Source organism: Ectopseudomonas chengduensis, assembly GCF_900102635.1.
GTDB lineage: Bacteria > Pseudomonadota > Gammaproteobacteria > Pseudomonadales > Pseudomonadaceae > Aquipseudomonas > Aquipseudomonas chengduensis.
In genome coordinates, this window is record NZ_FMZQ01000015.1 from 1 (window position 1) to 25,621 (window position 25,621).

Consider the following 25,621-nt stretch of genomic DNA (forward strand, 5'->3'; position numbering starts at 1 on the left):
TCGGCTGACCCACCACTGCCACATCGTCGAAACCGGTAACGAGTCCTATCGCCTGCAACACAGTAGCTTGGCGGCCCAGGCCAAGATCAAATCACGGGAGCGAAAGCGTAAGGGCGGCCAGGAACCGGAGGACGATGAGCCGTTCTGATTTCATGGCGACGACGGCCTGCTACATGGCTGCGTGTGGCAGGTCTTAAACAACTGAACTGGGCTAGCGAAGGAGTGGGGGCAACAGCAGCTGCGCTGGTAGACTTATCCACAGTTGCTGGTAACAAAATCAGCAATCCGCCCTGGGTCAAATTTCAATCGGCAGGGTGGGTCAATTTTCCATCAGCGCCAACAAGACAAACCCACTGCTGCTGCCGTAAAAGGCCAGCGAGCGCCGAAATTGATGACTAGTCAGCGGCCAGGGCTGGCCGACTGCGAACTCCGGTTCGTTATAGAAGTCCCGCGACGGGTCGCTGTGCGCCAGTTCTTGCAAGTCCTCCGGATGAATTAGAATCGCTCGCAAAGCACTTGTTTCGAGCGCCCGACCCTTAAAGGCCGGCACGCCAACCTCGGCGCTATTTCTTGTATAACCCACGATGGCCGGATTCAGAAACAGCGGACAACGCTCATCCAGTTCGATTTGGTAGAGCTTGGCCAGTCCGCGACAAATCGCCTGGGCCACTTCGACCGCCTTGACGACTTCGCCCGGCGCAAACCATGCGCCCTCTTTCTTGTAGCCGGTGAACTTTGTGGTGGTCGAGAGAACACTTACCGTTTGGGGCCTATCCCGCTTAACGCCTTGGTCATCGACAACGGCCTTCCTGACAATTTGAGCGGACAAACAGTTGTACGGGATTCGCATCACCTCTTGATCGCGCATGCCGGTATAAAGATGAATGACCGTCTTGGCCACATATTGCATTTTGAGCAAGACAGCTTGCAAATTCCGTTTGTGAGGACACGCAAAATCACCGGAAAACACCGAAGTCAGGCTGTGATCCTTGAGCGCCTGCGCCATGTCTGGCCGCCAATTCGCCTTGCCGCCCAGACTGCGACTTTTTTGGTATGAATGAGCAGTACCGTAATACTCATTGGCAAAGCACGCGATAAAGCCCTCAAAACGCCCGACACCCTCAAATAGCTGATCGAGCAAGTTTCCGGTGATATTGATAAAGTTAAGATAGATGCGGGTCGGAATGACGGGATGCTGATTGCCATCCTCCCGCTTCAAATCAAAGTTATTCGGATTAACTACCGGATACCCCAACCGCTCTTCGCCCACCCTGGCCAATGCTTGCAAGATCCCTGAAAGAACCCTGTGTGCAAATTTCTTTTCCCGAATAAAGGCTGCCAGATACACCGGGACGGTAAAGAGTTTCTGCAAGGACAGTGTGCCCACCATAGGCTTTTGCCTCTGCTCAAGGCAGAATTGCATGGCAATGCGCAGCACAAGCCAATGCTGGCCTAGCGTGGTTACGCTCAGCGTGCCGACTCGCCCGCCACCGGCAAAATAGATCAGGCAGTAGAGCAGATACTTGGCTTCGTCGATCAGCACCTGCTGCTCCAGCCCGCCTTCGCCAAACACCGTGTCAAATTTAATCCTTCTAACTTTCTTTGCACTCAGACGGTACGGGTTAAAGTCCCATACTTCGTCACCGTAGACAGCCGTGGCATTGCCTGCTTCATCACGGCAGAGCACAAAGTCGGGCGCAGGCTTGCCATATTGATGCAGCGCATTATCCGGCTCACTGGTTGCCGGGAACCCACCGCTCGAAAACAGGCCACCAATCGACTGGACAACTGCATTCAAAATACCACCCCCATTTGTTCATAACGGTTCAAGCGGGCCTCCCAAAATGCAGTGAGTTCCCCGTATTCAAACACCTTGGCCCTGACCGTTTCGACCAACTGCTTCACCGCATCGGAGCGCTCGGCAAGCGCATCAAGGATGAACTCGATGCGAATCGACAACTCTTTGTACAAGGCTTCGGCATGTGCAGCATCCGGTGTTACTTTACGCACCGCATTGATTACATACTGCAAGCTCAGCAACTTGTGCAGGTCTTGTTCATCGCTGTGACAGATATAGTGTTCGCAGTACAGACAACCGTATTGGGTGCGGCAGTTCGGCTCGATTGCAACCGCCCCTAAATCGCGCACAGGGATCGGCTGATTGAACCCGTCACAATGCCCCGCCGGCGTTGCGATCTCGCCTCCTACGGCCTTTTCGCTTCGCTCACGCACGACCTGGGCGGCATGGCGAACGGCTTGCCAGAACTGGCCGAACTCGCTTTCCATCTGCTCAGACGACGCCTGGGCATAGCTCTGTTGATTCACCGCCTCGGTGTGCCCCAGTGATGCCGCAACGGCGGATGGTGACTGACCAGCAGTGTGCAGCCCCGCGCTCTTAAACCTGCGCATGAGCCTGGGTGGCAATCGCGGCACTTTAGGGTCGAGAAAAGTACCGCTGATCGACCTCTGGAAGTTGTTAAACATTCCCGATACGTCAAGCTCGCCAAATGGGTTTCCTACGTTTTTCGATTTAGCTTCCGGCATCGAAAAGAACAGCCGCTCATGCGTTACGCCGTTCAGAATCCACTCGCGGAGCTTGAGGTACTCCTTCAAAAGATCCAGCCCATTACCACGTCCGATGTTATAACCATTCAACCTTCCGCCTGCACGAAACTTTACAGCCGACAACTCTTTCTTGATTGGAGACTTCTCGACTTCGAGCGCATCTGCGTAGCTAAACTGTGCAAATTCGGTCGGGGTGGCGCCTGTAATCATCAGGAAAAGACACGCATAGGCTTTTGCGGCCAAGCTCGCCATATTAAGACGGTGCCAATGGCGGGCATCGCCATTAGCGGCCTGCAACCTATCCTGGCTATCATTCAGGGTGCGGTTAGTTTTGGATTTACAATATTTTTTACGCCCCCTCCTGTCACAGGCCGACCAGTATTCTTCGAGCGTGGCAATACGTCGCTCAGCCGCGTTATACGAAAGCGGGGACTCCTTGAATGGCCCGACCGCCCCCCAAGTCGATGGAAATACAACAACCTCGTAATCGCGGATGGTGACGACCCAAGGATAGGTCTTGTTGTTCAGGATTAAATCACTGAGTTGCTGGGCAATGGCCAAGCAAAGGTCGCGGTACAACTCCACATGAGCCTCACTGACTGCCGCCGACTCTCTTTCGCCCCTGATCCTAAGCGCCCCGGCGAGAATATGATGGCCGTTCTCTGGATAGAGCAGTGCAATAAGAGTGGCGACCTCACCCTGAAGCATGTTAGAACTGATGGGCTTCAATTTTTTTTGCGCTATACGCTCATTCAGGTGCGCGGTATAGGCTCGATACGCTCGCTGGGCAGCGACTTCACTGGCAAAGATTTCTTTGTAGTCCTTTCGATCCAGCCAGTCGATAAACTGCTCAAGACATTTGAACCGCCCAAGGACGGACTCGTCACGCAGACCGACCAAGGACTCCAGAACTTTTACAATCAGTTCGCGGCGACTTTCGACAAAGGAGTCCAGCACCACTGGCGTACCGCGATCATCACTCGCGCTTTCGTTCTTACCGCGAATACAGTACGCCCAACTGCCAATATCCAGCGGCTTCTTCATCACCTTCGCAGACAGTTGCAGGCGCAAACGCTCCGGCTCAGCAAACTCTTGTGCAACCTCACGCAGCGTAATGATTTGGGTATTGGCGCGATGCTCGAAGCGCTCCTGCTTAATCATTGTGCGCATCGGTTTTAAAAATACTGTAATCACCAACTCCGAACAGCTTAGCTTCCCACACTTCTTGAGCCATAACCTTTTCGTGGCTCATCCTGAACAGCTTGAGGTAATTTTCCGTCGTTTCCCTAGATTCGTGGTGCATTCGCTTTTGAATAAAATCGATGACCTCGCCCGACTGCATCAATCCTTTTTCCACCAAGACCTGCAATCGCTGATAAAGCTGATAGCCAAAGGTCGCCCGCAACCAATGATAATAAAAGTCGCTCGAAAATGGGCCAGTAGCTTTCTTGACCAGCTTGCGCTTGATCGTTTCCGTGACTTGGCCGATTTGCGGTGACTTCACCATCGGATAGCGCGGGTCATTCTCGGCCATGTAATAACAGTTGCCTTGATCGGAGAGAAACAAATACACATCGTCCTCATCCATCGACAAATCTGGATGCGCGGCTTTCATCTGTGCATGAAACTTGGCCCGCCGTTTCTTCATCATCGGGCTTCGGGCGAGCGTTATCAGTTCCTCGGCAAGCTGCTTGGGCACATATAGCTCTTGCGGCTTATCGAACTTGGTGTCGATGCCGGTACCCGGGCCGGCATGGAGCTTATACGCACCCTCGGTCAGCAACCTATCCTCTGTAAAGCCTTTGAGGTGCTTCAGTCGCATAGTCAGAACGGTCTGCTTGCGCGCGCCCGTCATCAGCGAAGTCATCAGAATCAGGCGCTCAAGAGCAGACCACTCCTTTTCGTTCCTGATGGTTTTCAAAAACACGCCCAATTCACGATTGGACAGAGGGCGAAGATCCTCGCCATCGTCCCGCACGAATCCCAACGGTGCTGAACTACTCGGCGTCGTGCGCCGTGTTTGGCTGCGCTTCTCGGCTTCTATTACTCGTACACCTTTAGAACCCTGCACAATGAGCCGCACTTGTTTGACCGTATCAACACGCTTCATGTCTAGGTCATGCCAGTGCTCGGCAACGTATTTGTAGAAATGATAAACAGCAGCCGTATATTGGTTGATTACGGCATTGCTTCGATCGCTTTCGTTAATAAGGTGATAATAGTATCTATAGGTCGGGCGAAGCGCTGGGCGGGCACCGGAAAAGTCTAGCCAATCAAGGCCGTTGTCCTCGCAGAACAGCAGATAATCAAGCAGTTTGCTGGCACGGCGCCGAACATCATCAGTGCGCCGATTGATTGGATGCTTATCACGCATCAGGCTCAGGAAATAATCGTTCGCCTCATGCCAGGGATCGCCGTTGCCATGGAACAAAAAGGGGAAATTGAACAAGTCGCAGTCGTCGCCAGCACCAACTTCATCGAGTTGGTAAACGATCTTGGAGTCATCACCTTCGAGCGGCATGGCGACCGAGCCGGCCTGTGCTTGAACATAGAGGCTGGCGAAGGCATCACGCAGTAGCGGGATGAGCACCAGGCGACCTTCGTGACGCGGATTGTAATAGGACATGGCTCACCCCCTGGATGGTGAGTCAATCCTAAATGTTATGGAAACGCACCACAATAGAAAAAGTCAAACTATTTTCTGTTAAGCGATTCAACCCATGGATCGAGCTTATGGAATAGCTTGGGGTAGCGGCCCTTGAGGTCCTTCTTCACTTCCAGATAGGTGTTGGCCCAGAAGCTGGCCAGATCCTGGGTGACCTGCACCGGACGGCGTGCCGGGGACAGCAAATGCAGCTTGAGGCCCAGACGACCACCGGCGATGCGCGGCGTCGCGGCCAGGCCGAACAACTCCTGTAGGCGCACGGCGAGCACCGGCGGGTGCTCCGTGTAGTCGATGGCGATGCGCGAGCCGGACGGCACGCTCAGCGCGCGCGGCGCCAGCTCGTCGAGGCGTTGCGGCAAGGGCCAGGGCCAGGGCAACAGCGTTTGCAGGATCGAGGGCAGGTCGAGGCCTGCGAAGTGGCTGAGGCGGTTGACCTTGCTTAAGAATGGCGTCAGCCACTGCTCAAGGCTGGCCAGCAGGGCGGCATCGGACAAGTCCGGCCATTCACTCTGCCCCTGTTGCTGCAGGTCCAGCTCGCGCAACAACGCCACCCGCGCCTGCCACTGGCGCAGCTCGGGCGTCCAGGGCAGCAACTCCAGGCCCTTGCGCCGTACCAGGCCGACCAATGCCCGTCCGCGCGCCGCCTCGTCCAGCGCGGCCAGCGCCTGGCGTTCCAGCACCAGCTCGCCGACCTTGCGCTGACGTTCGGCGCGCAGCACGCCCTCGCGCTCGTCCCAGTCGAGCACGTCCAGCGTCGCGACCTGCTCGGCCAGTTCGCTGGCGAACAGCGCCGGGTCGAGATCGGCGGCGAGATAGATGCGCTCCTCGCGCTGGCCCTGGCGGCTGCCCAGATCGGCCACCACCAGCCATTCGTGCTTCATCAGGGCATCGGCTTCGCCGAACTGCGCGGCACGGCCATTGGCCAGGCGATAATCGGCGCCACCGGCGCGGCGCTGCTGGGCGATGCGGTCGGGGTAAGCGAAGGTCAGCAGGCAGCCGAGCCAGCGCGGATGCTCGGGGTCGCTCACGGCCTGGGTCACCGGCCGGTTCTTGAGCAGGCCCTGGAACTGCCTGGCCAGTTGCCGCGCGCGCTGCACGCCGCCCACGGCGTTGCGCGCGGCGCGGCTTTCGCCGCTGAGCAGGGTCAGGCGACTGTGCAGATCGGCGCCGCCGCCGCGGAGAATGTCGCGCTCGGACAACAGCGCCGCCAGCTCGCAAGCCAGCCCACCGAGGCCCAGCGCCTGGCCACGCAGCAGCAGATGGGCGATACGCGGATGGCTCGGCAGCTCGGCCATGGCCTGGCCATGGGCATTGAGTGCACCACGCTCGTCCAGCGCACCAAGGCGACCGAGTAGATCCAGCGCCTGGGCGTAGGCGGCCGGCGGTGGCACGTCTAGCCAGCTCAGTTCCTGGGGCATCACGCCCCAGCGCAGCAGTTGCAAGGCCAGTCCGGCCAGATCAGCCTGCAAAATCTCCGCGCCGGAATAGGCACTGAGCTGCTCGTGCTGCGCCTGCGACCACAGCCGATAGCACACGCCCGGCTGCAGGCGCCCGGCGCGACCGGCGCGCTGGGTAGCGGAGGCTCGGGAGATGCGCTGGGTGTCGAGGCGGGTCATGCCGCTGGCCGGGTCGAAGCGCGGTACCCGCGCCAGGCCGGCATCGATGACCACACGCACGCCGTCAATGGTCAGGCTGGTCTCGGCGATGTTGGTGGCCAGCACCACCTTGCGCTTGCCGGTAGGCGCCGGCTCAATGGCGGCACGCTGCGCGGACAGTTCCAGCTCGCCATGCAACGGGCAGAGCAGGATGTCGTCGCACCCCGCCAGCACCTCGCCCAGTTGCTCGGCCACGCGGCGAATCTCGGCCTGCCCCGGCAGGAACACCAGCAGGCTGCCCGGCTCGTCGGCCAGCGCCTGCTGCACCGTCTGCACGACCCGCGGCTCGATCCACTCACCAGGCGCCAGCGGCGCGCTCCAGCGGATATCTACCGGGAACATGCGCCCTTCGCTGCGCAGCACCGGCGCATCGCCAAGCAGCGCGGCCAGGCGCTCGCCTTCGAGAGTGGCGGACATCAGCAGCACCTTGAGCGGCGCCTCGCCGCTGCCTTCGCTGCGGAACATGGCGCGGCCATTGAGCGTCAGCGCCAGGGCCAGATCGGCATCGAGGCTGCGCTCGTGAAATTCATCGAATATCACCAGGCCGACGCCATCCAGCGCCGGATCGTCCTGCAAGCGGCGGGCGAGGATGCCTTCGGTGACCACCTCGATGCGCGTGTTCGGCCCGACCTTGCTGTCCAGGCGAATGCGGTAGCCGACCGTCTCGCCAACCCGTTCACCCAGTTCGCTGGCCAGGCGCTCGGCGGCAGCACGAGCGGCCAGCCGGCGTGGTTCGAGCATGAGGATATTCTGCCCGGCCAGCCAAGGCGCATTCAGCAGTGCCAGCGGTACGCGGGTGGTCTTGCCGGCGCCGGGCGGCGCCTCCAGCACGGCTTCGTGACGGGCGGACAAGGCATCGCGCAGGGCGGGCAGCAGCGAATCGATCGGCAGGGTATTCATCATTTCTCCACAGCAGGCCGGCGATTATAACGGCGAACCGCCTGCCAACTTGCTGGTCTGAAACAGCGCGCTGCAGTTTTGCAATCATCGCCTTGCTATAGTTGCGCCACTTTTTCCTGGAGGTGCTCATGCGCACGAAATCCCGCTTCATCGCCGGCGTTGTCGCCGCTACCCTGCTCGCCCAACTGACTGCTTGCGGCTCGATCTTCTACCCGGATCGCCGCGGCCAGATCGAAGGCCGGATCGACCCAGTGATCGCCGGGGCCAACGCCATCGGCATCCTGTTCTACGTGATTCCTGGCCTGATCGCCTTTGCCGTGGACTTCGCCACCGGCGCCATCTACCTGCCCGAAGGCCAGACCGCCCAGGTCGACCCGCAGCAGCTCAAGCAACTGATCGGCGAAGACGGCAAGGTCGACCAGTACGCGCTCAAGACCCTGATCGAAACCAGCACCGGCCACCAGCTGCCGCTGGACGATCCGCGCCTGATCCAGCACAGCGGCAGCGCCGAGCAACTGGCCGCCTACGGTCTGCGCCCGGCTGCCTGAGCTCATGCACAACCCGCAGCACGCCAGGCTGATGCGCCTGGCCACCCGGGCAGCGCTGACGGTGGCGCTGACCCTGGTGCTGGCCAAGGCGATTGCCTGGTGGCTGAGCGGTTCGGTCAGCCTGCTGGCCGGCCTCACCGATTCGCTGCTCGATAGCGCCGCCTCGCTGATCAACCTGGTTGCCGTGCACTTCGCCCTGCGCCCGGCCGACGAGGATCACCGCTACGGCCACGGCAAGGCCGAGGCGCTGGCCGGGCTGGGCCAAGCGCTGTTTATCGGTGTCAGTGCCGTACTCATTGGCCTGCAGGGCGTCGAGCGCCTGCAAGCGCCACAGCCGCTGGAAGCCGAAGGTATCGGCATCGCCGTCATGTTGCTGTCGCTGGCCTTGACCGTCGCCCTGCTGAGCTTTCAACGCAAGGTGGTGCGCGAGACTGGCTCCACCGCGATTCACGCCGACTCGCTGCACTACCGCTCCGACATCCTGCTCAACAGCAGCATCCTCCTCGCCCTGCTACTGACCCGTTTCGGCTGGCAGCAGATGGATGCGATCTTCGCCATCGGCATCGCCTTCTACATCTTCTGGAGCGCCATCAGCATCGTGCGCGGCGCTGTGGCCGTACTGATGGACGAGGAACTGCCCAGCGAGACCACTCAGCATATGTACCAGCTGGCCACCTCGGTGCCGGGCGTGCTCGGCGCGCACGATCTGCGTACACGCATTTCCGGTACGCGCTGGTTCGTCCAGCTGCACCTGGAGCTGCCGGGTGAGATGAGCCTGTCGCAGGCCCATGCTCACTGCGTGGCTGTGGAGAAGGCGATTCATGAGCACTATCCACGTGCCGAAGTGCTGGTGCATGCCGATCCACCGGAAGTGGTCCAACACTGACCACAGCGCCCCCCGCTTCTCGAAAATCGCCAAAGCCCACGAGCCTCCTGCAGAAATCCCAGGCATTAAAAAAGGGGCCTCGCGGCCCCCTCGGGAAATCTGTCCGGTGCTGGCGATGCTGTCGCCGCTTTCGTCGCCCGCCTGGTTGGGCAGTGCGGACCCGGGTGCCGGTGCGATCCGGTAGGACCGTCGGCGCCGGCTCACCTGGTTGGGCGAGGCCGGTAGGACTTGTCGTCCGGGCCGTGAAACTGAGAGAAAGCTTACGCCTGCCGCGCCGAAATAAGATTGCTAAGATTGCTTACAAACTTACCAATTGCGCAATTAGCAACTAAAGGAGCACTATCTAGCGCAATCCAATAATGAGCCAGTTAAAAAATGGACAAACTCGACCGTTACGACCTGAACATTCTCGCCGAATTGCAGCGCAACGCTGCCCTGTCCAACCAGGAACTGGCCGAACGTATTGGCCTGTCGCCCTCGCCCTGCTCGCGCCGCGTCAAACAGTTGGAAGACGATGGCTACATCACCGGCCAGGTCGCCCTGCTCGACCGCAAGAAGCTTGGCCTGAGCCTGACCGCCTACGTGCTGATCGGCATGGACCGACATACCCCCGAGCGCTTCGAGCACTTTCAGGACGAAATCCGCAAATGCCCCGAGGTGCTGGAGTGCTGCCTGGTGACCGGGATGGACGCCGACTACCAGCTCAAGGTAGTGGTGCCGGACATGGACCATTACCAGAAGCTGCTGCTCGGCACCCTGACGCGCATCGATGGTGTTTCCAGCGTACGCTCGAGCTTCGTACTGCAGCAGATTCTCTCCAGCACGCAGTTGCCGTTGCAGCACCTGCGCGACTGAAAGTCGCAGGGTGAAGCGGATCATGCCGCGCGCCAGGTCAGGGCGCGTATAATTCCCGCCCTGCGTTTTCCGTCCGAATCATGAGGCACCATGGAAACCGAACAATTTGAAGCCCTGATGATGTACGTCCTGGTGGGCGGCCTGATGCTGTTCATGTTCTTCATCATCTGGGACCTCGCGAAGAAGTCCAAGGCCGGCCGCCTCGGCACCGCCATCCTGTTCCTCGGCCTGGGCCTGTGCCTGTTCGCCTTCCTCGCCAAGCCGATCATCACCTACATCATCGAGACCGCGCGCGGCATTCACGGCTAAGCCACTCGGCCAGTGCACTACGTCTGATTGAAACCAGGCCATCGTCTCGATGCGACCTGCCGCCTATTCAAGGAGTTACACATGAGCGCCGCCAATCTGGTGATGCAGAGCTATGGACGCTGCTGCGCCAGCCCGGATTTCTTCGACAGTTTCTACCGCCACTTCCTCGCCAGCTCGCCGCTGATTCGCGAGAAGTTCGTCGACACCGACATGAGCGCGCAGAAACAGCTGCTACGCCAGGGCATTCTCAACCTGGTGATGCACGCCCGCGGCATGCCTGACACCAAGCTGCGCGCCCTCGGCGAATCGCACTCGCGCCAGCATCTGGACATTCGCCCGGAACTCTACGACCTGTGGCTCGACGCGCTGCTGGCGACCATCGGCGAACACGACAAGGAGTGCGACGCAGAAGTGCGCCAGGCCTGGCGTGAAGTGCTGAACAAAGGTATCGCCGTGATCAAGGCCGGTTATTGATTCAGGTCAGGGTCGCCGGCCCGGCCTCTGCGACAAAACGTCCGCTGCGTGGTGCACCTTACTGATCATCGCAGCCGCCGCCGTTCTCCCCCTATACCCGCCCCAATCGGCGTGACCCTGGTGCGCGCGGCGCACCCTACAGGGACACCGCCGGCCGTAGGGTGCGCCGTGCGCACCAACTTCGCCGGCAATGACGCGCCCTATGGCAATAACGCTGGCACCTCACGCCATTGCCCAGGCTGTAGCCCGTCCAGACGCCAGGGGCCGATTGCCACGCGCACCAGGCGTAGCGTGGGCAAGCCGACGGCGGCGGTCATGCGCCGCACCTGGCGATTGCGCCCCTCGCGAATCACCAGCTCCAGCCAAGCCGTCGGCACGCTCTTGCGAAAGCGTACCGGCGGGTCGCGCTCCCATAGCTCGGGCTCGTCCAGGCGCCGCGCCTCGGCCGGCAGGGTCGGGCCGTCATTGAGCGTCACGCCATCGCGCAACTGCTGCAGTTGCGCCTCGCTCGGCTCCCCTTCCACCTGCACCCAATAGGTCTTCGGCAGCTTGTGCTTGGGGTCGGCGATACGCGCCTGCAGGCGACCATCGTTGGTCAGCAACAACAGGCCTTCGCTGTCGCGATCCAGACGCCCGGCCGGATAGACGCCAGGCACGTCGACGAAATCCTTGAGCGTGGCGCGGCCCTGTTCATCGTTGAACTGGGTGAGCACGTCGAACGGTTTGTTCAGCACCAGCAGGCGCGGTTGCGCGGGCGGCGCCTTGGCCGCTCGGCGGGGGGCGGCAGGGCGACGACTGGCGGGGGGACGAGGGCGTGACATGCAACGGGCTTCGATGAAAATGAGCTGCGCAGTGTAACCCACGATAAGCGGCGCTGATGGTGCTTCCACGTCCTGCCAGAGCGACTAAGCTGCGGATTCCCCCCTGCGATCAGGAGCCACCGATGAGCAACAACGCCGAACTCGCCACCTTCACCGGCTGGGCCGCCACGACGCCCAGGGCACCATTGGAGCGCCTGAGCTACGACCCCGGCCCGCTCGGCGCCGACGAGGTGGAAGTGGCGGTGGAGTATTGCGGCATCTGCCATTCCGACCAGTCGATGATCGACAACGAATGGGGCAATGCCCGCTACCCCTTCATCCCCGGCCATGAGGTGGTCGGCACCATCGTCCGTCTCGGCGAGCAGGCACGCGGCCTCAAGCTGGGCCAGCGCGTCGGCATCGGCTGGTACAAGGGCAGTTGCATGTATTGCGGCTCGTGCATGGAGGGTTCGCACCAGTTGTGCCGCTCGGTGAAACCGACCATTGTCGGCAGCCACGGTGGTTTCGCCGACCGCCTGCGCTCGCACTGGGCTTGGGCTGTACCGCTGCCTGAAGGCCTCGACCCGGCGCTGGTCGGCCCGCTGTTCTGCGCCGGCTCGACGGTGTTCAGCCCGCTGCTGGAATACGACATCAAGCCGACGGATCGCGTCGGCGTGGTCGGCATCGGCGGCCTCGGCCACCTGGCTCTGCGCTTTCTCAATGCCTGGGGCTGCGAGGTAACCGCCTTCACCTCGTCACTGAACAAGCAGGACGAAGCCAAACGCCTGGGCGCGCACAAGGTGGTGGCTTCCACCGACAGCGCGGCGATGAAGGCGATTGCCGGCAGCCTGGATTTCCTCCTGGTCACTGCCAGTGCCGATCTCGACTGGCAGGCGCTGATCGCCACCCTGCGCGGCAAGGGCCGCCTGCACTTCGTCGGCATCGTGCCCAGCGCCATCCCGGTGCACGTGTTCAACCTGATCCCGCAGCAGAAGAGCCTGTCCGGCTCGCCGGTAGGCTCACCCTCGAGCATGGCAACCATGCTCGAATTCTGCGCCCGTCACCAGATCCTGCCGCAGGTCGAGCACTTCCCGATGAGCCAGGTGAACGCGGCCATCGACCATCTGCGCAGCGGCAAGGCACGCTACCGCGTGGTGCTCGACGCCAGCAAATGACAGCGCGGGCGAAAGCTGTCGGCGTAACGTGGGTGTAGGAGCCGGCTTGCCGGCGATCATAGGCCTGGAAGGATCGCCCGCAAGCGGGCTCCTACCTATCGCCTGGATGTTGCGCGCCAGAGATAAATCCGCACCTACAGGGTTGAGAGGCCTTGAGACACTCAACCGACGGGTATGCTCCATCCCCCGTTTGCCTGCCGATACCAATTAGCATGCTGATTCTCGACACACCCACCGACACCGAACTGCCCACCCTGGTGGAAATCTGGGAGGCCGCCGTGCGTGCCACCCATCACTTCCTGCCGGAAAGCGACCTGCAGGTGATCAAGCCGTTGCTGCGCGAGCAGTATTTCCCGGCCGTGCAATTGACCTGTGCACGTGACGAGTCGGGGCGAATCCTGGGTTTTCTCGGTACCAGCGAAGGCATGGTGGAAATGCTCTTCGTCGACCCGGCCTGCCACGGCCAGGGTATTGGCAAGCAGCTGATGCGCCATGCCATCGACGAACTGGGCGCCACCCGCGTCGACGTCAACGAACAGAACCCGCAGGCGGTGGGCTTCTACCAGCACCTGGGGTTCGTCGTGACCGATCGCTCACGTCTGGACGGCGGCGGACGGCCATTCCCGATCCTGCATATGGCGCTTGGCTAAACGGGCCCGGCGCAGGGCGAGTGCGACCCGCCATACACGATAGGAGCACTGTAGGAGCGATTTCATTCGCGCCTACCGACGCGCCCGCAGCCACTCGATCAACTCCGCCAGCGGCATCGGCCTGGCGAACCAGAAGCCTTGCCCCTGGCTGCATCCACCTTCCTGCAAGAGAGCCAGTTGCGCCTCGGTTTCGACCCCCTCGGCCACGGTGCGCATACCCAGCCCCTGGGCGATGCCGAGAATGGCCTGGATGATCGCCTGATCGCTGGGGTTGCCGGGCAAGCCCGAGACGAACGAGCGGTCGATCTTCAACTTGTCGAAACGCAGTTGTTTCAAGCGCCCCAGTGACGAGAAGCCGACGCCGAAATCATCCATCGCCAGACGGACTCCGGCTTCGTGCAACTCGACCGAAGTCTGCAATACCTGCGCCGAGGCGTTCATCGCCACATCCTCGGTGATTTCCAGCTCCAGGCGTTCGGCCGGCAGGCCGCTGTCGCGCAGAGTCTGGCGAACCAGTGCGACGAAGCCGGCCTCGCTGAACAACGGCGCGCAGATGTTGACCGCCACCGCCACATCCATCAGCCCCGCTTCGATCAGCGCCGCATTGTCCCGGCACGCCCGTCGAATGACCCAGCGGCCGATGGCCGGCATCAGGCCATACTCCTGCGCCACCGGAATGAACTGATCGGGCGCCACCAGGCCATTGCTGCCGTCGCGCCAGCGCAGCAAGGCTTCCATGCCGCAGGGCTGCAAGGTCTGCATGTCGAACTGCAACTGGTAGTGCAGCTCGAACTGATCGAGCGAGATGGCCTTGCGCAGGCGGCTGAGCAACCGGTAGACCCGCTCGGAGCGCTCGCGCAGCGCCTGGTCGAACAGACGAATGCACGCCCCGCCCTCCACCTTGGCCTGGTACATGGCGATATCCGCCTCGTTCATCACCTCGTCGGCGGACTGGCCATGGTCCGGGTACAGGCTGATGCCGATGCTCGCGCTGACGCTCAGAACGCGGGTGTCGATGACGAAGGGTTCCTTGAGCGCCTCGATCAGGCGCGCGGCAACCCGCTCGGCAGTCTCGGCCCCGGACTCCAGCATGATCGAGGCGACGAACTCGTCGCCGCCCACCCGCCCCAGCATGTCGCCATCGCGCAGGCTCTTCTGGAAGCGTTCAGCCGCCAGCTTGAGCAGACGGTCGCCAACCCTGTGGCCATGGTTGTCATTGATCTGCTTGAAGCCGTCCAGGTCGATGAACAGCACCGCGAGTTGCCGCCCGGAAACCTCGCAAGCCTCCATGGCCATGGCCAGGCCCTGAATGAACTCATGCCGGTTGGCACAACCCGTGAGGCCGTCGTAGGCGGCCAGAAAGGCGATGCGCTCGGTGAACTTGCGCCGCTCGCTGATATCGTGACAGATACCGACGAACAGGCGCTGACCGTCGCGCTGGAACTCACCGACGCTCAAGTGCAAGGGGAAGCAGACGCCATCCTTGCGCCGGCCCATGACTTCCCGACCAATCCCGATGACCTTGCGTTCGCCACCGGCACAGTAGTTGTCCAGGTAACCGTCATGCGCCTCGGCGTGCGGCGCGGGCATCAGCATGGAGATGTTCTTGCCAAGCAGTTCGTCGGCGCTGAAACCGAAGGTCTGCTCCGTCGCCCGATTCGCCGCCTGGAGAATGCCACGGGCATTGATGACCATGATGGCATCCACCGCCGCATCGAAAATGGCACCGGCCAGCGCCGAGTCGACACCATCCCACTGGTCCGGGTCAGCGGCCACAGTGTCTTCGCTGTTTTCCATAATTTCTCTCAACTGCTGAAACGCTCGACCAGTGCATGCATGGCGCGCGAAGTCTGTTGCAGATCGTTACCGACCTGCGCGGATTCCCCCGCCAGCTCGGCATTGAGATCCGAAGCCTGGGCAATCCGGGTGATCTGCTGGGAAATATCCTCGGCGACATGGGCCTGCTCCTCGGATGCCGCAGCCATCTGCTGACCCATGTCGTGGATCAGGTCGACGGCACTGCTGATCCCCTGCAGCGCGTCCTGGGTGGCGATTACCTGCTGCACACCGGCGGCGGCCTCCTGCGTACCGGCCTGGGCAATAGCCACCGAGCCCTGTGCTCCGGCCTGCAGCGTCTTGATGATGTCCTGAATGGCCCGGGTCGAATCCTGGGTTTTCGACGCCAGAGCCCGCACCTCATCGGCCACCACTGCGAAGCCCCGGCCCTGTTCACCAGCCCGCGCAGCCTCGATGGCCGCATTCAGGGCCAGCAGGTTGGTCTGCTCGGCTATCGCCCGGATCATGCTGGCGGCCTGCTCGATGGACTGGGTATCGCGCGCCAGCCCCTCCACCGATGCACTGATCCCCGACACCGTGTGCGCCAGCTTCTCGATCACCTCGCGGGTCTTGCCAGCCTCGGCCGAGCCATCGTGGGCCAGCATATTGGCCCGACGGGCTTCATCGGCGGTGCGGTGAACATGCGCCGATACCTCGGCGATCGATGCCGCCATCTCGTGCATCGCGGTTGCCGCCATATCCGCCTCGCCACGCTGTGCCTGCAGGGACGCTTCGGAACTGTTGGTCAAACGGCCACTGCGCTGGGCCAGTTCGGCACTGTGGTCGGCATAATCCTCCAGGCGGCTGAGCACCGTGCGGATACGCGCGCGCTCGCTGATCAGGGCCATCTGCACCTGGGCGGGCCTGCCGGACAAATCAGTATAGGTACGTGCGATCAGTTCACTGTCGAAAGCCCCCTGCAGGCTATCCAGCAAACGCTGCAGCAGGCGCTCCCGGCGCAGGTCATTCCACCCCTGCAGGGCGAACGGCACCGCCAGGGCACAGGCCAGACCCACGACAGGCGAAACCCACTGATACGCCGCCAGCACGGCCAAACCGGTCATGGCGGGGATACCCAGTATCTCGGCCCAACGCCACAGGCCTTGCCCCGACGACTCCGGCGACCTACCCGCGCGTATCTGCGCATAGAGTTGACTGGCGCGGCGTACCTGCTCGGCATCCGGCTTCACCCGCACCGACTCGTAACCGCTCACCCGGCCATTCTCGGAAATCGGCGTCACATAGGCGCTGACCCAATAGAAATCGCCGTTCTGGCAGCGGTTCTTGACGATGCCCATCCAGGCCTTGCCGGCCTTGAGATGACTCCACATATGTTCGAATACCGCCTCCGGCATATCCGGATGACGCACGATATTGTGTGGTTGCCCCAGCAGTTGCTCACGTTCGAAGCCACTGACGCTGACGAACTCATCGTTGCAGTAAGTGATGAGCCCCCTTGTATCTGTCGCCGAAATCAAGCGCTGCGCAGACGGAAAGTCACGCTCTCGCCCCGTCACAGGGGTATTCAGTCTCATCGGATACTCTCTGCATGCACTTGATGATCGAGCCATGACGATATCATTACGCCAGCACTAACGTAACCATAATTTACGTAATTAACTTAATCAATATTGCCTATTGTGTTACGCCACGCCGTCGTGTTCCTCCGTAGTGTTTCCCGTCATGGAAAACACACGTCAAAAATTTGCCGCACGCCTGCGCAGCACACTCGAGCAAGCAGGCTACGAGGCCAAACCCGCCGTACTCGAGCGTGAGTTCAACTTGCGCTACTGGGGCAAACCCGTAACTTTGCATGGCGTTCGGCGCTGGCTGAAAGGCGAAGCTCTGCCGACGGAGGACAAACTGCTGGTGTTGGCGCAGTGGCTACGAATAGATCCCCGCACCCTGAGATTCGGAGAGGAGGTTCCTGAGCAGATAAAAAGGCAACAGCAACTGTACGAGTGCGTTCCCCACCAGGAGCGCGAGGCCATAGAAGCGTTCCTGGCGCTCTCGCCAGCCCGCCGACGGCTCATTCGCGAGGTGATCATGAACTTCGCCCAGGCCGAACAGGCGCAAGCCAGCGCTGCCCCCGATACACCGGATGAACAGAGCTAGGACTTCCTCGTAGTGCGGGTGCAACCCGCCATAGCGCCAATGGCGGGCTACACACGCCACTGCACGTTCGAAGGCAGCAGCGATGGCGGTGCCTTCGATCCATTGATCTTCGTTAGACGATCCGCTGTTGCAAACCTATTGGAACAGCCCCAGGCGGACTAACCGTCAGAGCGGCCAGGCCGCCACTATCCCTTCCAGCGCCCGCTTGAGCTCGGCGCGGCTGGCCGCCGCGGCAAGACTGACGCGCACCGCGTGCCCCGGATTGGCGTCGACCGCAAACACCTCGGCCGCCACCACCTCCACGCCGTGATCCCGGCAGGCTTCGGCCAGGCCGGCGGGCGGCGAGTCGTCCAGCCACAGATGCGGCGCCACCGCCCGTCCCTGCGGCATGCGTGGCCCGAGCACGCGCGCGGCCAGGCGCCAGCGCTGCTGTAACTCCTCCATCTGCCAGGCCAGGCGCTGCTCGGCGACGCCGCTTTCGATCCATTCGCAGGCCAGCGCCAGACTCAGCGGCGCCACGGCCCAGCGCGTGGCCTGTGCCTCGCGGTCGATGCGTTCGAGCAGCTCCGGCGCGCCGGCGATGAAGCCCAGACGCAGCCCCGGCGCAACGCTCTTGGACAGGCTGCTGATCAGCAGGCAGCGCTCGGGGAGCTGCGCGGCCAGCGGCGCCTCGCTGCCGAGCACGCCGTAGACGTCGTCTTCCACCAGCCACAACCCGCGTCGCCTGGCCACCTCGGCAATGGCGGCGCGGCGTTCGGCGTCCAGGCTGGCGCCAGTGGGGTTCTGCAAACAGGGTGTGAGCACCGCCACGCGAGCCCCGGTGGCACGCGCCTGGCGGTCGAGGTCATCGGGCAGGATGCCGCGTTCGTCCATCGCCACGCCGTGCAGCGGCAGGCGCAACTGGCGCGCGGCGGCCTTGATCCCCGGTGCGCTGTAGCGCTCCACCAGGATCGGCTCGCCGGCCTCGCACAGCGCCAGCAAGGCCGCCGACACGCCCTGCTGGGCGCCAGCACAGAGCAGCAATTCGCCCGGTGCCAATTGCAGACCACGCCGTCGCAACCAGATTGCCCCCGCCAGATGCGCACGCTCGACCAATGCCGCCGAAGGGTAGGCCTGCAGCGCATCGAGTTTGCCGCGTGCGGCCAGTGCGGCGAGGCTGGCGGAGAGATCATGATTGTCCGGGTCATGCACCGGTACGTTGGTCGACAGGTCGATCAGGTCGCCCTGCGCGGTCGGCTGCTTGAGACGGAACAGGCTTGCCTCATGACTGCCGGACAGCACGTAGGTGCCGCGCCCGACCTCGCCGGATACCAGGTGTCGACGCGCAGCTTCGCGGTAGGCGAGCATCACCGTGCTCGGGTTGATGCCCAGCGTCCAGGCCAGTCGGCGCTGCGGCGGTAGCCGTTCACCAGGCTTGAGTTCGCCTCGGCCAATGGCCAGTGCAATGGCCTCGACCAGGGCGAGGTATGTCGGGAGAGCGCTGTCTTGCAGGTCAGGAAGCCACATTGCTTGCCATGCAATATAAAGATTTACCCATACAATGCGCCGCACTAGCATCGGGGTCAACACCACCCGGAGTCAGCCCCATGTTCGACCTCGCCCAACTGCAGCAGAGCGCCCAACTGGTTTACCGTCACATGGCGCCCACGCCGCAATTGGCTTGGCCGCTGCTGGCTCAGCGCCTGGGCTGCGAAGTTTGGGTCAAGCACGAGAACCATGCGCCCACCGCCGCCTTCAAAGTGCGCGGCGGGCTGGTCTACATCGATGCCCTGCTGCGCCGCGAGCCGCAGGTGCGCGGCCTGGTAACCGCTACCCGGGGCAACCACGGCCAGAGCCTGGCGCTGGCCGCACGCGCGGCCGGCCTGGCGCTTCGCATCCTGGTGCCGCACGGCAACGCTCGTGAGAAGAACGCAGCGATGCGCGCCCTCGGTGCCGAGGTGATCGAACATGGCCGCGACTTCGACGAGGCCCGTGTCGAGGCAGCGCGCCTGGCCGAACGTGACGGCCTGCACTGGGTGCCCTCATTGCATGAGGATCTGGTGCGCGGCGTCGCCACCTATGCTCTGGAGTTACTGCAAGCGGTGCCGAACCTGCGCCGGGTATATGTGCCCATCGGGCTTGGCTCGGGCATCTGCGGGATGATCCGCACCCGCGACCTGCTCGGTCTCGACACCGAAATCATCGGCGTGGTCGCCAGCGGCGCCGACGCCTATGCGCAAAGTTTCGAACAGGGCCGGCTGGTGCAGACCGAACGCGCCGACACCCTGGCCGACGGCATGGCCTGCCGCCAGCCACAGCAACTGGCGCTGGACATGATTCGCGCCGGCGCCGCACGCATCGTGCGGGTCGACGACGAGGAAATCCGTGCCGCCATCCGCACCTATCACGAGGACACCCATAACCTTGCCGAAGGCGCCGGCGCAGCGGCGCTGGCCGCCCTGATGCAGGAACGCAAGCTCAATGCCGGCCAGCGCGTGGCCGTGGTGCTCAGCGGCGCCAATATCGACCGCGCTGCGCTGGCCGAACTGCTGCGTGACGAGGCGTCCGTCGCGGCCTGACTCAGCGGAACGGCGGCTCGTCGAAGCTGCGCAACTTGCGCGAGTGCAGCGAGTTGAGCTGGCTGCGCATCAACTCCAGCGCCGCGATACCGATATGCAGATGCTGGGTCACGGCGCGCTCGTAGAAAGCGCCGGCCGCGCCGGGCAGCTTGATCTCGCTGTGCAGGGGTTTGTCCGACACGCACAGCAGCGTGCCGTAGGGCACCCGCAGGCGATAGCCTTGGGCGGCGATGGTGCCGCTTTCCATGTCCACCGCCACCGCACGCGACAGGTTGATCAGCGGCCGCTCCTGGGCCCAGCGCAGCTCCCAATTGCGGTCGTCGTAGGTCAGCACGGTGCCGGTGCGCAGGCGCTTCTTCAGCTCGTCGCCCTCTTCACCGGTAACCAGCTTGGCGGCTTCCTGCAGCGCCTGCTGCACCTCGGCCAGCGCCGGCAGCGGGATATGCGGCGGCAGCACGCGGTCGAGGATGCCGTCGCGGCGCATATAGGCGTGGGCCAGCACGTAGTCGCCGATGGTCTGCGACTGACGCAGGCCACCGCAGTGGCCGATCATCAGCCAGCAGTGCGGACGCAGCACGGCCAGGTGGTCGGTGATGTTCTTGGCGTTGGACGGGCCGACGCCGATATTGACCAGGGTGATGCCGTGGCCGTCCTCGGCCTGCAGGTGGTAGGCCGGCATCTGGTAGCGGTGCCAGACCACATTCTCGATGATCGCCTGCATCTCACCTTCGGCCATGCCGCGCTCGATCACCACGTTGCCCGGCAGCACCATGCGGGTGAAGCGCGAGTCGCCCACCAGCATGTCCAGGCCGTGGCGGATGAACTGGTCGACGTAGCGGTGATAGTTGGTCAACAGGATCCATGGCTGCACGTGGCGCCAGTCGCTGCCGGTGTAGTGCTGGATGCGCTTGAGCGAGAAGTCGGTACGCGCCGCGTCGAACAGTGCCAGCGGCAGCGGGTCGATGTTCTCCCAGTCGTACAGGCCATCGGCAGTGCCGTCGGTGGCGGCAGACAGGTCGGTGCTGGGGAATACGCGTGCCAGCTCGGCGGCGGTCACACCACTGCCGGCCAGTTCATCGCCGCCCTCGACCACGTATGGGTAAGGAATGTTCTGCTGGCTACGGCCAACTTCCACACGCAGGGTGAAGTCGTTCATCAGCGGGCGCAGCTGCTCCAGCAGGTATTTGCGGAAGGCCGCCGGCTGGGTCACGGTGATGGCATAGGTGCCCGGCACCTGCACCTTGGCATAGGCACGCACGGTGGTCGGCACCTCACCCTGGCACAGGTAGGTCAGGCGCAATTCGGGGTAGCGGAACAGGCAGTGCTCGCTGGCATCCGGGCGGATGCGCTCCTTGAGGTAGCGTTTGAGCGCGTGGCTCAGGGCGCCAGTGGCCTCCTGGTGCAACGCGGCGAGGCGATCAACCGCCTCTTCGGGAGTGTAGGCAATGATGAAATCATCTGAGCAGGCTTTCACTGTGCATCTTCCTGACTGAACGTACGGCCCTATCTTGCCTGCATACGGTGACGAAAACATAGCGCGATCCCCCGCCTATCGCTGCCAACGGCTAGGCTTGAATCAATTCGTCGGAGGTCACCATCATGTCTCGTGCAATCGTTCTGCTACTGGCCATGGCCTCATGCTCAAGCGCTCAAGCCGGCGAACTCGATGGCCACTACCGGACCACGCTCGACGGCCAGCCGAGCGAGCTGATCCTGCGCCAGAACGACGCCGTGGTGGAAGGCGAGTACGTGGAGAGCCAGCACCTGCGCCTGGTCGTCAAAGGTCGCTACGACGGCAAGCTGCTGCGCGCCGAGATCAGCGACCCGCAATCGGGCCTGCTACTGGCGAACATGAACGCGACCTACGCCAACGCGATGCTCAACGCCAGCATCGCCGCGCGTAACCCAAGAAACGGGGAGGTATTGGAACGCCAGGCGCTGTTTCAGCGCGAGGCGGCGATTGCGACGCCACCTACGTCAGGCACGATGGACCCGACACTGGTCGGCACCTGGGTGCACGAGAAGATCATCAACAGCGGCGGTACCAGCTTCGCCTCGTTCAACACCCTGATGACCCTGCAGTTGAATGCCGACGGCAGCGTCACCCAGTGGAGCCGCGCGGTCGGCGGCGGAGGCGACTGGAGCTACGACAGCCCAGGCGAGGTGCAATACAGCGGCCACTGGCGCAGCCAGGGCGGCATGCTGATGGTGCGCCTGGCTGGCGCCGCCGACTATCAACCCGCCGCCTACTACCGCTTCAGCGACCAGTACCTGGTCACCGAGAGCAATACCGGCAAGATGATCTGGCAGCGCCGCCGCTGAGCGACCGGTTCAGGCCGGCTGATGCAGGCGCACGTTGAACAGCGGCCCCTGGCTGAAACGCGACAGCGCCTTGGCAGCGGCCAGCACGCCCAGGTCGATCAGCGGCTCGACCAGGATCACGCTCATGTAGGCCAGGCCGAAGCTGCCCACTGCTGCCAGGTTTTCGCTGGAGAAGCCGTGACCATAGAAGGCCCAGAACCCGACCCATGCGACGATGCCGCCCTGATAGGCAGTCGATAGCGCCAGCGCCTGTTTGTAGGAAAGATCGACGTAGGCGGTACCCGGCGCGACGATGCGTTTGGCCAGCAAGCTGATGCCCCACAGCGGAATCAACAACGTGGTTACGTTCATGCCGTACTGCGGCAGGTCGAATTGAGCGAACAGCAGCCCCTGCAACAACAGCCCCGCGGCCAGACCAATGGCGGCAGCACCAGCGCCGAACAGCAGGAGCAGGGTCGATCCGAGGATCAGGTGCACCTCGGAAACGCCCACCGCATGATGCGGGAACACTTCGAAGAAGCAGAATACCAGGGCGGTGGTCAGCAGGCTGCGTAGCGCCAGGGCGGCGACACCGCCGTTGTTGCGTACGCTGTCCAGGGCGAGTTTGGCGGTCAGGCCGAAGGCCGTGACGGCCGTTGCGTAGCTGAGCAGGATCTTGGCGCCTTCGACGACACCGGGTTCGATATGCATGCGAGTTCCTTTGCCGCGCCCACCGCGCGACGATTCGGATAAGGGGGTGGGCGAAACGCCCGTTGTCGATGGCAGGTCTCCTGGCTCACGGCTTGGCACTTCGCCCGCCTTCCCGACCGAAGTCAGTGGCATGAGGGCATCGTTCGCCGCTTACAGTTGCGGGGGCAGCCAGGGCATTGGCGAGATTCGCCGCACCCTGTTCCCTTTTCATCCGCGTCACAGACGTGCACACAGAACCATCGGCGGCAAGATTACTCGCCTGCCCGGCTAAAAAACAGCGTGCCGGGCGGTCCTCGCTCAGACCAGGTGCGGTGTGCTACGCGCCAGCAGCGCCTCGACGTCGACACCGCGCGGCAGGGTGCCGTAGACGCGGCCGCGGCCTTCCAGGCGGCTGGCGATAAAGGCGTCGGACACCGTGGCGTTGCCGGCCTCCAGCAGCAGCTTGGCCTGCAGTGCCACGGCCATGTCTTCGGTGAGCTGGCGGGCGCGGTACTGGATGTCGGCGGTGTCGGCGAAATCGGCCTTGAGCCGCTGGATATGCGCCCGCAGCCGCGCATCGCCGTGGCCGTCGCCCAGCTCGGCGAACAGCGCATCGAGCACGCCGGGTTCCTTGGACAGCGCGCGTAGCACGTCCAGGCATTGCACGTTGCCCGAGCCTTCCCAGATCGAGTTGACCGGCGCTTCGCGGTACAGGCGCGGCATGATGGTTTCCTCGACATAGCCCGCACCGCCCATGCATTCGCTGGCCTCGTAGATCATTTCCGGCGCGCGCTTGCAGATCCAGTACTTGCCCACGGCGGTGACCAGACGGGCGAACTTGTCCTCCTGCGCGTCATGCGCGTGATCCAGCGCGCGGCCCATGCGCATGCACAGGGCCAGCGCGGCTTCGCTTTCCAACGCCAGGTCGGCCAGCACGTTCTGCATCAGCGGCTGGTCGGCGAGCAGCTTGCCACCCACCTGGCGATGCGCGCAGTGGTGCGCAGCCTGGGTCAGCGCCTGGCGCATCAGGCTGCTGGAGCCGACCATGCAATCGAAGCGGGTCATCGCCACCATCTCGATGATGGTCGGCACGCCACGCCCTTCCTCGCCGAGCATCCAGGCGAAAGCGCCACGGTACTCCACCTCGCTGGAGGCGTTGGCCCAGTTGCCCAGCTTGTTCTTCAGGCGCTGGATGTAGAACGCGTTGCGCGTGCCGTCCGTGCGGTGACGCGGCAGCAGGAAGCACGACAGGCCCTTGTCGGTGTAGGCCAGGGTGAGGAAGGCGTCGCACATCGGCGCCGAGCAGAACCACTTGTGGCCGACCAGCTCATAGCCCTGCCCCGGCCCGCCGAGGCCGATGGGATAAGCGCGGGTGGTGTTGGCACGCACGTCGGTGCCGCCCTGCTTCTCGGTCATGGCCATACCGATGGTCACGCCAGTCTTCTGCTCCATCGGCAGGTTGCGTGGGTCGTACTCGGTGGCGAGGATCTTCGGCAGCCACTGCTCGGCTACGTTGGGCTGCAGGCGGATGGCCGGCACGGCGGCGAAGGTCATGGTCAACGGGCAGCCGCTGGCCGCTTCGGCCTGGCTGTGCAGGTAGGTCAGCCCGGCGCGGGCGACATGGGCACCGGCGCGCGGATCGGTCCAGGGCAGCGACGGCAGGCCGTGCTCGACCGCCGTGCGCATCAGCTCGTGGTAGGCCGGGTGAAACTCGACCAGGTCGATGCGGTTGCCGTAGCGATCATGACTCTTGAACACCGGTTTGTTCTCGTTGGCGAGAAAGCCGGCCTGCATCAGGGCGCCGCCGGCCAGCGCACCATAGGCGCTCAAACGCTCGTGGGCCCAGGCGCCATCGTAGCGGCGAATCCACTCCTGCAGCGGCAGGTCGAGGCGATAGAGATTGGCGCCATCGAGGCTCGGTACCTGGTTGAACACCTCGTGGGTTTCGGCGTGCAGGCTGGGTTTCATCGCGTGGGCTCCTTGGCGCCGACGGCGCGCAGGCAGAAGGTGGCAAGGCTGGCGCTGACCTGCGCCAGCTCCAGGGTGGGTTGGCCTGCTTCGCGAGCGGCGCGAGCAGGTGGCGACAGAGGGCCGACCAGCGCTTCGGCAATGGCACCGACCAGGCAGGCCGCCATCAGACCGATCTGCTCGACGCGAAACTCACCGGCGCCGGCACCCTCCTCCAGCAGATCGATGAACAGTTCGGCGTAGGCTTCGCGATAGAGCAGGCGCTGCTCGTCGACTTCCGGGTCGACCGGTTCGGCGATCAGTGCGAAGGCCAGGCGGCGGCTATGCCAGGCGCGGGCAGCGAACTGTTCCAGGCCGATGCGCAGGCGCTCACTGGCGCTGCCCGGCCCACGCAAGGCTGCGGCCAGAGCATCTACCTCACGCTGGCTGGCGCTGGCGAATACCTCGGCGGCCAGTTCACCCTTGCTGCGAAAGTGGCGGTACAGACTACCGGTGGCGATGCCAACATCGTCGGCCAACGCCTGCATGGTCAGGGCGGCGAAACCGCCCTCGGCTACTCGCAGCAAGGCGCAGTCGAGAATACGCGCGCGCAACGCTTGGTCGCGGTCGAGTCGAGCTTCGGTGGTGCGATAAGCCATGGTCTGAATCCTGATTCATCTGCATTCAGTGAA

Annotated in this window: 23 protein-coding genes and 1 riboswitch; of the genes, 11 read left to right on the forward strand and 12 right to left on the reverse strand. The window is 63.0% G+C overall.

Features of this window, described 5'->3' with window-relative positions:
- Positions 1-148: ATP-binding protein (locus tag BLS08_RS20715; protein WP_235583997.1), on the forward strand; the 148-nt coding region annotated here is incomplete at its 5' end.
- A gap of 171 nt (positions 149-319) precedes the next feature.
- Here the strand turns inward: BLS08_RS20715 and BLS08_RS20720 are convergent.
- The 4 genes from BLS08_RS20720 to hrpB all read right to left on the reverse strand — a co-directional run bounded on the left by BLS08_RS20720 (position 320) and on the right by hrpB (position 7,785).
- The gene (locus BLS08_RS20720; RefSeq protein ID WP_186351528.1) at positions 320-1,798 is read right to left on the reverse strand and encodes a thioredoxin domain-containing protein; all 1,479 of its coding nucleotides are present in this window, start codon (positions 1,796-1,798) and stop codon (positions 320-322) included.
- The gene (locus tag BLS08_RS20725; protein WP_244155383.1) at positions 1,795-3,759 is read right to left on the reverse strand and encodes a hypothetical protein; all 1,965 of its coding nucleotides are present in this window, start codon (positions 3,757-3,759) and stop codon (positions 1,795-1,797) included. The genes BLS08_RS20720 and BLS08_RS20725 overlap by 4 nt, the downstream gene beginning before the upstream one ends.
- Positions 3,719-5,191, reverse strand: a complete 1,473-nt coding sequence (locus BLS08_RS20730) for a site-specific integrase (RefSeq protein WP_090337363.1) — start codon at positions 5,189-5,191, stop codon at positions 3,719-3,721. The genes BLS08_RS20725 and BLS08_RS20730 overlap by 41 nt, the downstream gene beginning before the upstream one ends.
- Before the next feature lie 68 nt (positions 5,192-5,259).
- Complete coding sequence (gene hrpB, locus BLS08_RS20735) at positions 5,260-7,785, reverse strand: ATP-dependent helicase HrpB (RefSeq protein ID WP_090337365.1); 2,526 nt, start codon at positions 7,783-7,785, stop codon at positions 5,260-5,262.
- Positions 7,786-7,913: 128 nt separating this feature from the next.
- Between hrpB and BLS08_RS20740 the strand changes: the two genes are divergently transcribed.
- The 5 genes from BLS08_RS20740 (at position 7,914) to BLS08_RS20760 (ending at position 10,857) form a co-directional block, all read left to right on the forward strand.
- Positions 7,914-8,333, forward strand: coding sequence for a hypothetical protein (locus BLS08_RS20740; RefSeq protein ID WP_021489451.1), 420 nt, complete (start codon positions 7,914-7,916; stop codon positions 8,331-8,333).
- A gap of 4 nt (positions 8,334-8,337) precedes the next feature.
- Entirely contained in the window at positions 8,338-9,219 is an 882-nt protein-coding gene (locus BLS08_RS20745; protein ID WP_055987211.1) for a cation diffusion facilitator family transporter, read from the forward strand.
- 375 nt (positions 9,220-9,594) lie between these two features.
- Positions 9,595-10,074 carry an Lrp/AsnC family transcriptional regulator gene (locus tag BLS08_RS20750; RefSeq protein WP_004424680.1) on the forward strand — a complete coding sequence of 160 codons (480 nt, stop codon included), beginning with the start codon at positions 9,595-9,597 and terminating at the stop codon, positions 10,072-10,074.
- Positions 10,075-10,164: 90 nt separating this feature from the next.
- Positions 10,165-10,383 carry a DUF2788 domain-containing protein gene (locus BLS08_RS20755; protein WP_003240295.1) on the forward strand — a complete coding sequence of 73 codons (219 nt, stop codon included), beginning with the start codon at positions 10,165-10,167 and terminating at the stop codon, positions 10,381-10,383.
- Between the two features lie 81 nt (positions 10,384-10,464).
- A complete protein-coding gene (locus tag BLS08_RS20760) occupies positions 10,465-10,857 on the forward strand; it encodes a globin domain-containing protein (protein WP_017675468.1) in 393 nt (130 codons plus the stop codon).
- Between the two features lie 200 nt (positions 10,858-11,057).
- Here BLS08_RS20760 and BLS08_RS20765 read toward each other — a convergent pair whose 3' ends face one another.
- On the reverse strand, positions 11,058-11,678 hold the full coding sequence (locus BLS08_RS20765) for a pseudouridine synthase (protein WP_055987455.1): 621 nt from the start codon (positions 11,676-11,678) through the stop codon (positions 11,058-11,060).
- Positions 11,679-11,800: 122 nt separating this feature from the next.
- Here BLS08_RS20765 and ahr point away from each other — a divergent pair, with 122 nt between their 5' ends.
- Positions 11,801-12,832 (forward strand): NADPH-dependent aldehyde reductase Ahr, encoded by a 1,032-nt coding sequence (gene ahr, locus BLS08_RS20770; protein WP_055987213.1) that lies wholly within the window; start codon positions 11,801-11,803, stop codon positions 12,830-12,832.
- Positions 12,833-13,044: 212 nt separating this feature from the next.
- A complete protein-coding gene (locus BLS08_RS20775; protein ID WP_055987215.1) occupies positions 13,045-13,482 on the forward strand; it encodes an acetyltransferase in 438 nt (145 codons plus the stop codon).
- 72 nt (positions 13,483-13,554) lie between these two features.
- On the opposite strand, the gene BLS08_RS20780 is transcribed toward BLS08_RS20775, so the two are convergent.
- Positions 13,555-15,279 carry a putative bifunctional diguanylate cyclase/phosphodiesterase gene (locus BLS08_RS20780; RefSeq protein WP_090337367.1) on the reverse strand — a complete coding sequence of 575 codons (1,725 nt, stop codon included), beginning with the start codon at positions 15,277-15,279 and terminating at the stop codon, positions 13,555-13,557.
- Between the two features lie 8 nt (positions 15,280-15,287).
- Positions 15,288-16,853 carry a methyl-accepting chemotaxis protein gene (locus BLS08_RS20785; protein ID WP_055987218.1) on the reverse strand — a complete coding sequence of 522 codons (1,566 nt, stop codon included), beginning with the start codon at positions 16,851-16,853 and terminating at the stop codon, positions 15,288-15,290.
- 148 nt (positions 16,854-17,001) lie between these two features.
- Here BLS08_RS20785 and BLS08_RS20790 point away from each other — a divergent pair, with 148 nt between their 5' ends.
- Positions 17,002-17,433, forward strand: coding sequence for a hypothetical protein (locus tag BLS08_RS20790; RefSeq protein WP_055987221.1), 432 nt, complete (start codon positions 17,002-17,004; stop codon positions 17,431-17,433).
- Positions 17,434-17,598: 165 nt separating this feature from the next.
- Here the strand turns inward: BLS08_RS20790 and BLS08_RS20795 are convergent, their stop codons facing one another.
- Positions 17,599-18,939, reverse strand: a complete 1,341-nt coding sequence (locus BLS08_RS20795; RefSeq protein WP_090337369.1) for an aminotransferase-like domain-containing protein — start codon at positions 18,937-18,939, stop codon at positions 17,599-17,601.
- A gap of 80 nt (positions 18,940-19,019) precedes the next feature.
- Here BLS08_RS20795 and BLS08_RS20800 point away from each other — a divergent pair, with 80 nt between their 5' ends.
- Complete coding sequence (locus BLS08_RS20800; protein WP_055987225.1) at positions 19,020-19,991, forward strand: threonine dehydratase; 972 nt, start codon at positions 19,020-19,022, stop codon at positions 19,989-19,991.
- A gap of 1 nt (position 19,992) precedes the next feature.
- Here BLS08_RS20800 and amn read toward each other — a convergent pair whose 3' ends face one another.
- Positions 19,993-21,465: an AMP nucleosidase gene (gene amn / locus BLS08_RS20805; RefSeq protein WP_055987226.1), complete on the reverse strand. Its 1,473-nt coding sequence runs from the start codon at positions 21,463-21,465 to the stop codon at positions 19,993-19,995.
- A gap of 125 nt (positions 21,466-21,590) precedes the next feature.
- On the opposite strand from amn, the gene BLS08_RS20810 reads away from it, so the two are divergent.
- A complete protein-coding gene (locus BLS08_RS20810) occupies positions 21,591-22,313 on the forward strand; it encodes a hypothetical protein (protein ID WP_055987228.1) in 723 nt (240 codons plus the stop codon).
- Between the two features lie 9 nt (positions 22,314-22,322).
- On the opposite strand, the gene BLS08_RS20815 is transcribed toward BLS08_RS20810, so the two are convergent.
- The 3 genes from BLS08_RS20815 to BLS08_RS20825 form a co-directional block, all read right to left on the reverse strand.
- Complete coding sequence (locus BLS08_RS20815; protein WP_055987230.1) at positions 22,323-23,003, reverse strand: energy-coupling factor ABC transporter permease; 681 nt, start codon at positions 23,001-23,003, stop codon at positions 22,323-22,325.
- A gap of 53 nt (positions 23,004-23,056) precedes the next feature.
- A riboswitch (cobalamin riboswitch) is annotated at positions 23,057-23,259 on the reverse strand.
- A gap of 41 nt (positions 23,260-23,300) precedes the next feature.
- Positions 23,301-24,950, reverse strand: coding sequence for an acyl-CoA dehydrogenase family protein (locus BLS08_RS20820; RefSeq protein WP_055987232.1), 1,650 nt, complete (start codon positions 24,948-24,950; stop codon positions 23,301-23,303).
- Positions 24,947-25,588, reverse strand: a complete 642-nt coding sequence (locus BLS08_RS20825) for a TetR/AcrR family transcriptional regulator (RefSeq protein ID WP_017675479.1) — start codon at positions 25,586-25,588, stop codon at positions 24,947-24,949. Before BLS08_RS20825 ends, BLS08_RS20820 begins: the two co-directional genes overlap by 4 nt.
- Positions 25,589-25,621 lie beyond the last annotated feature (33 nt).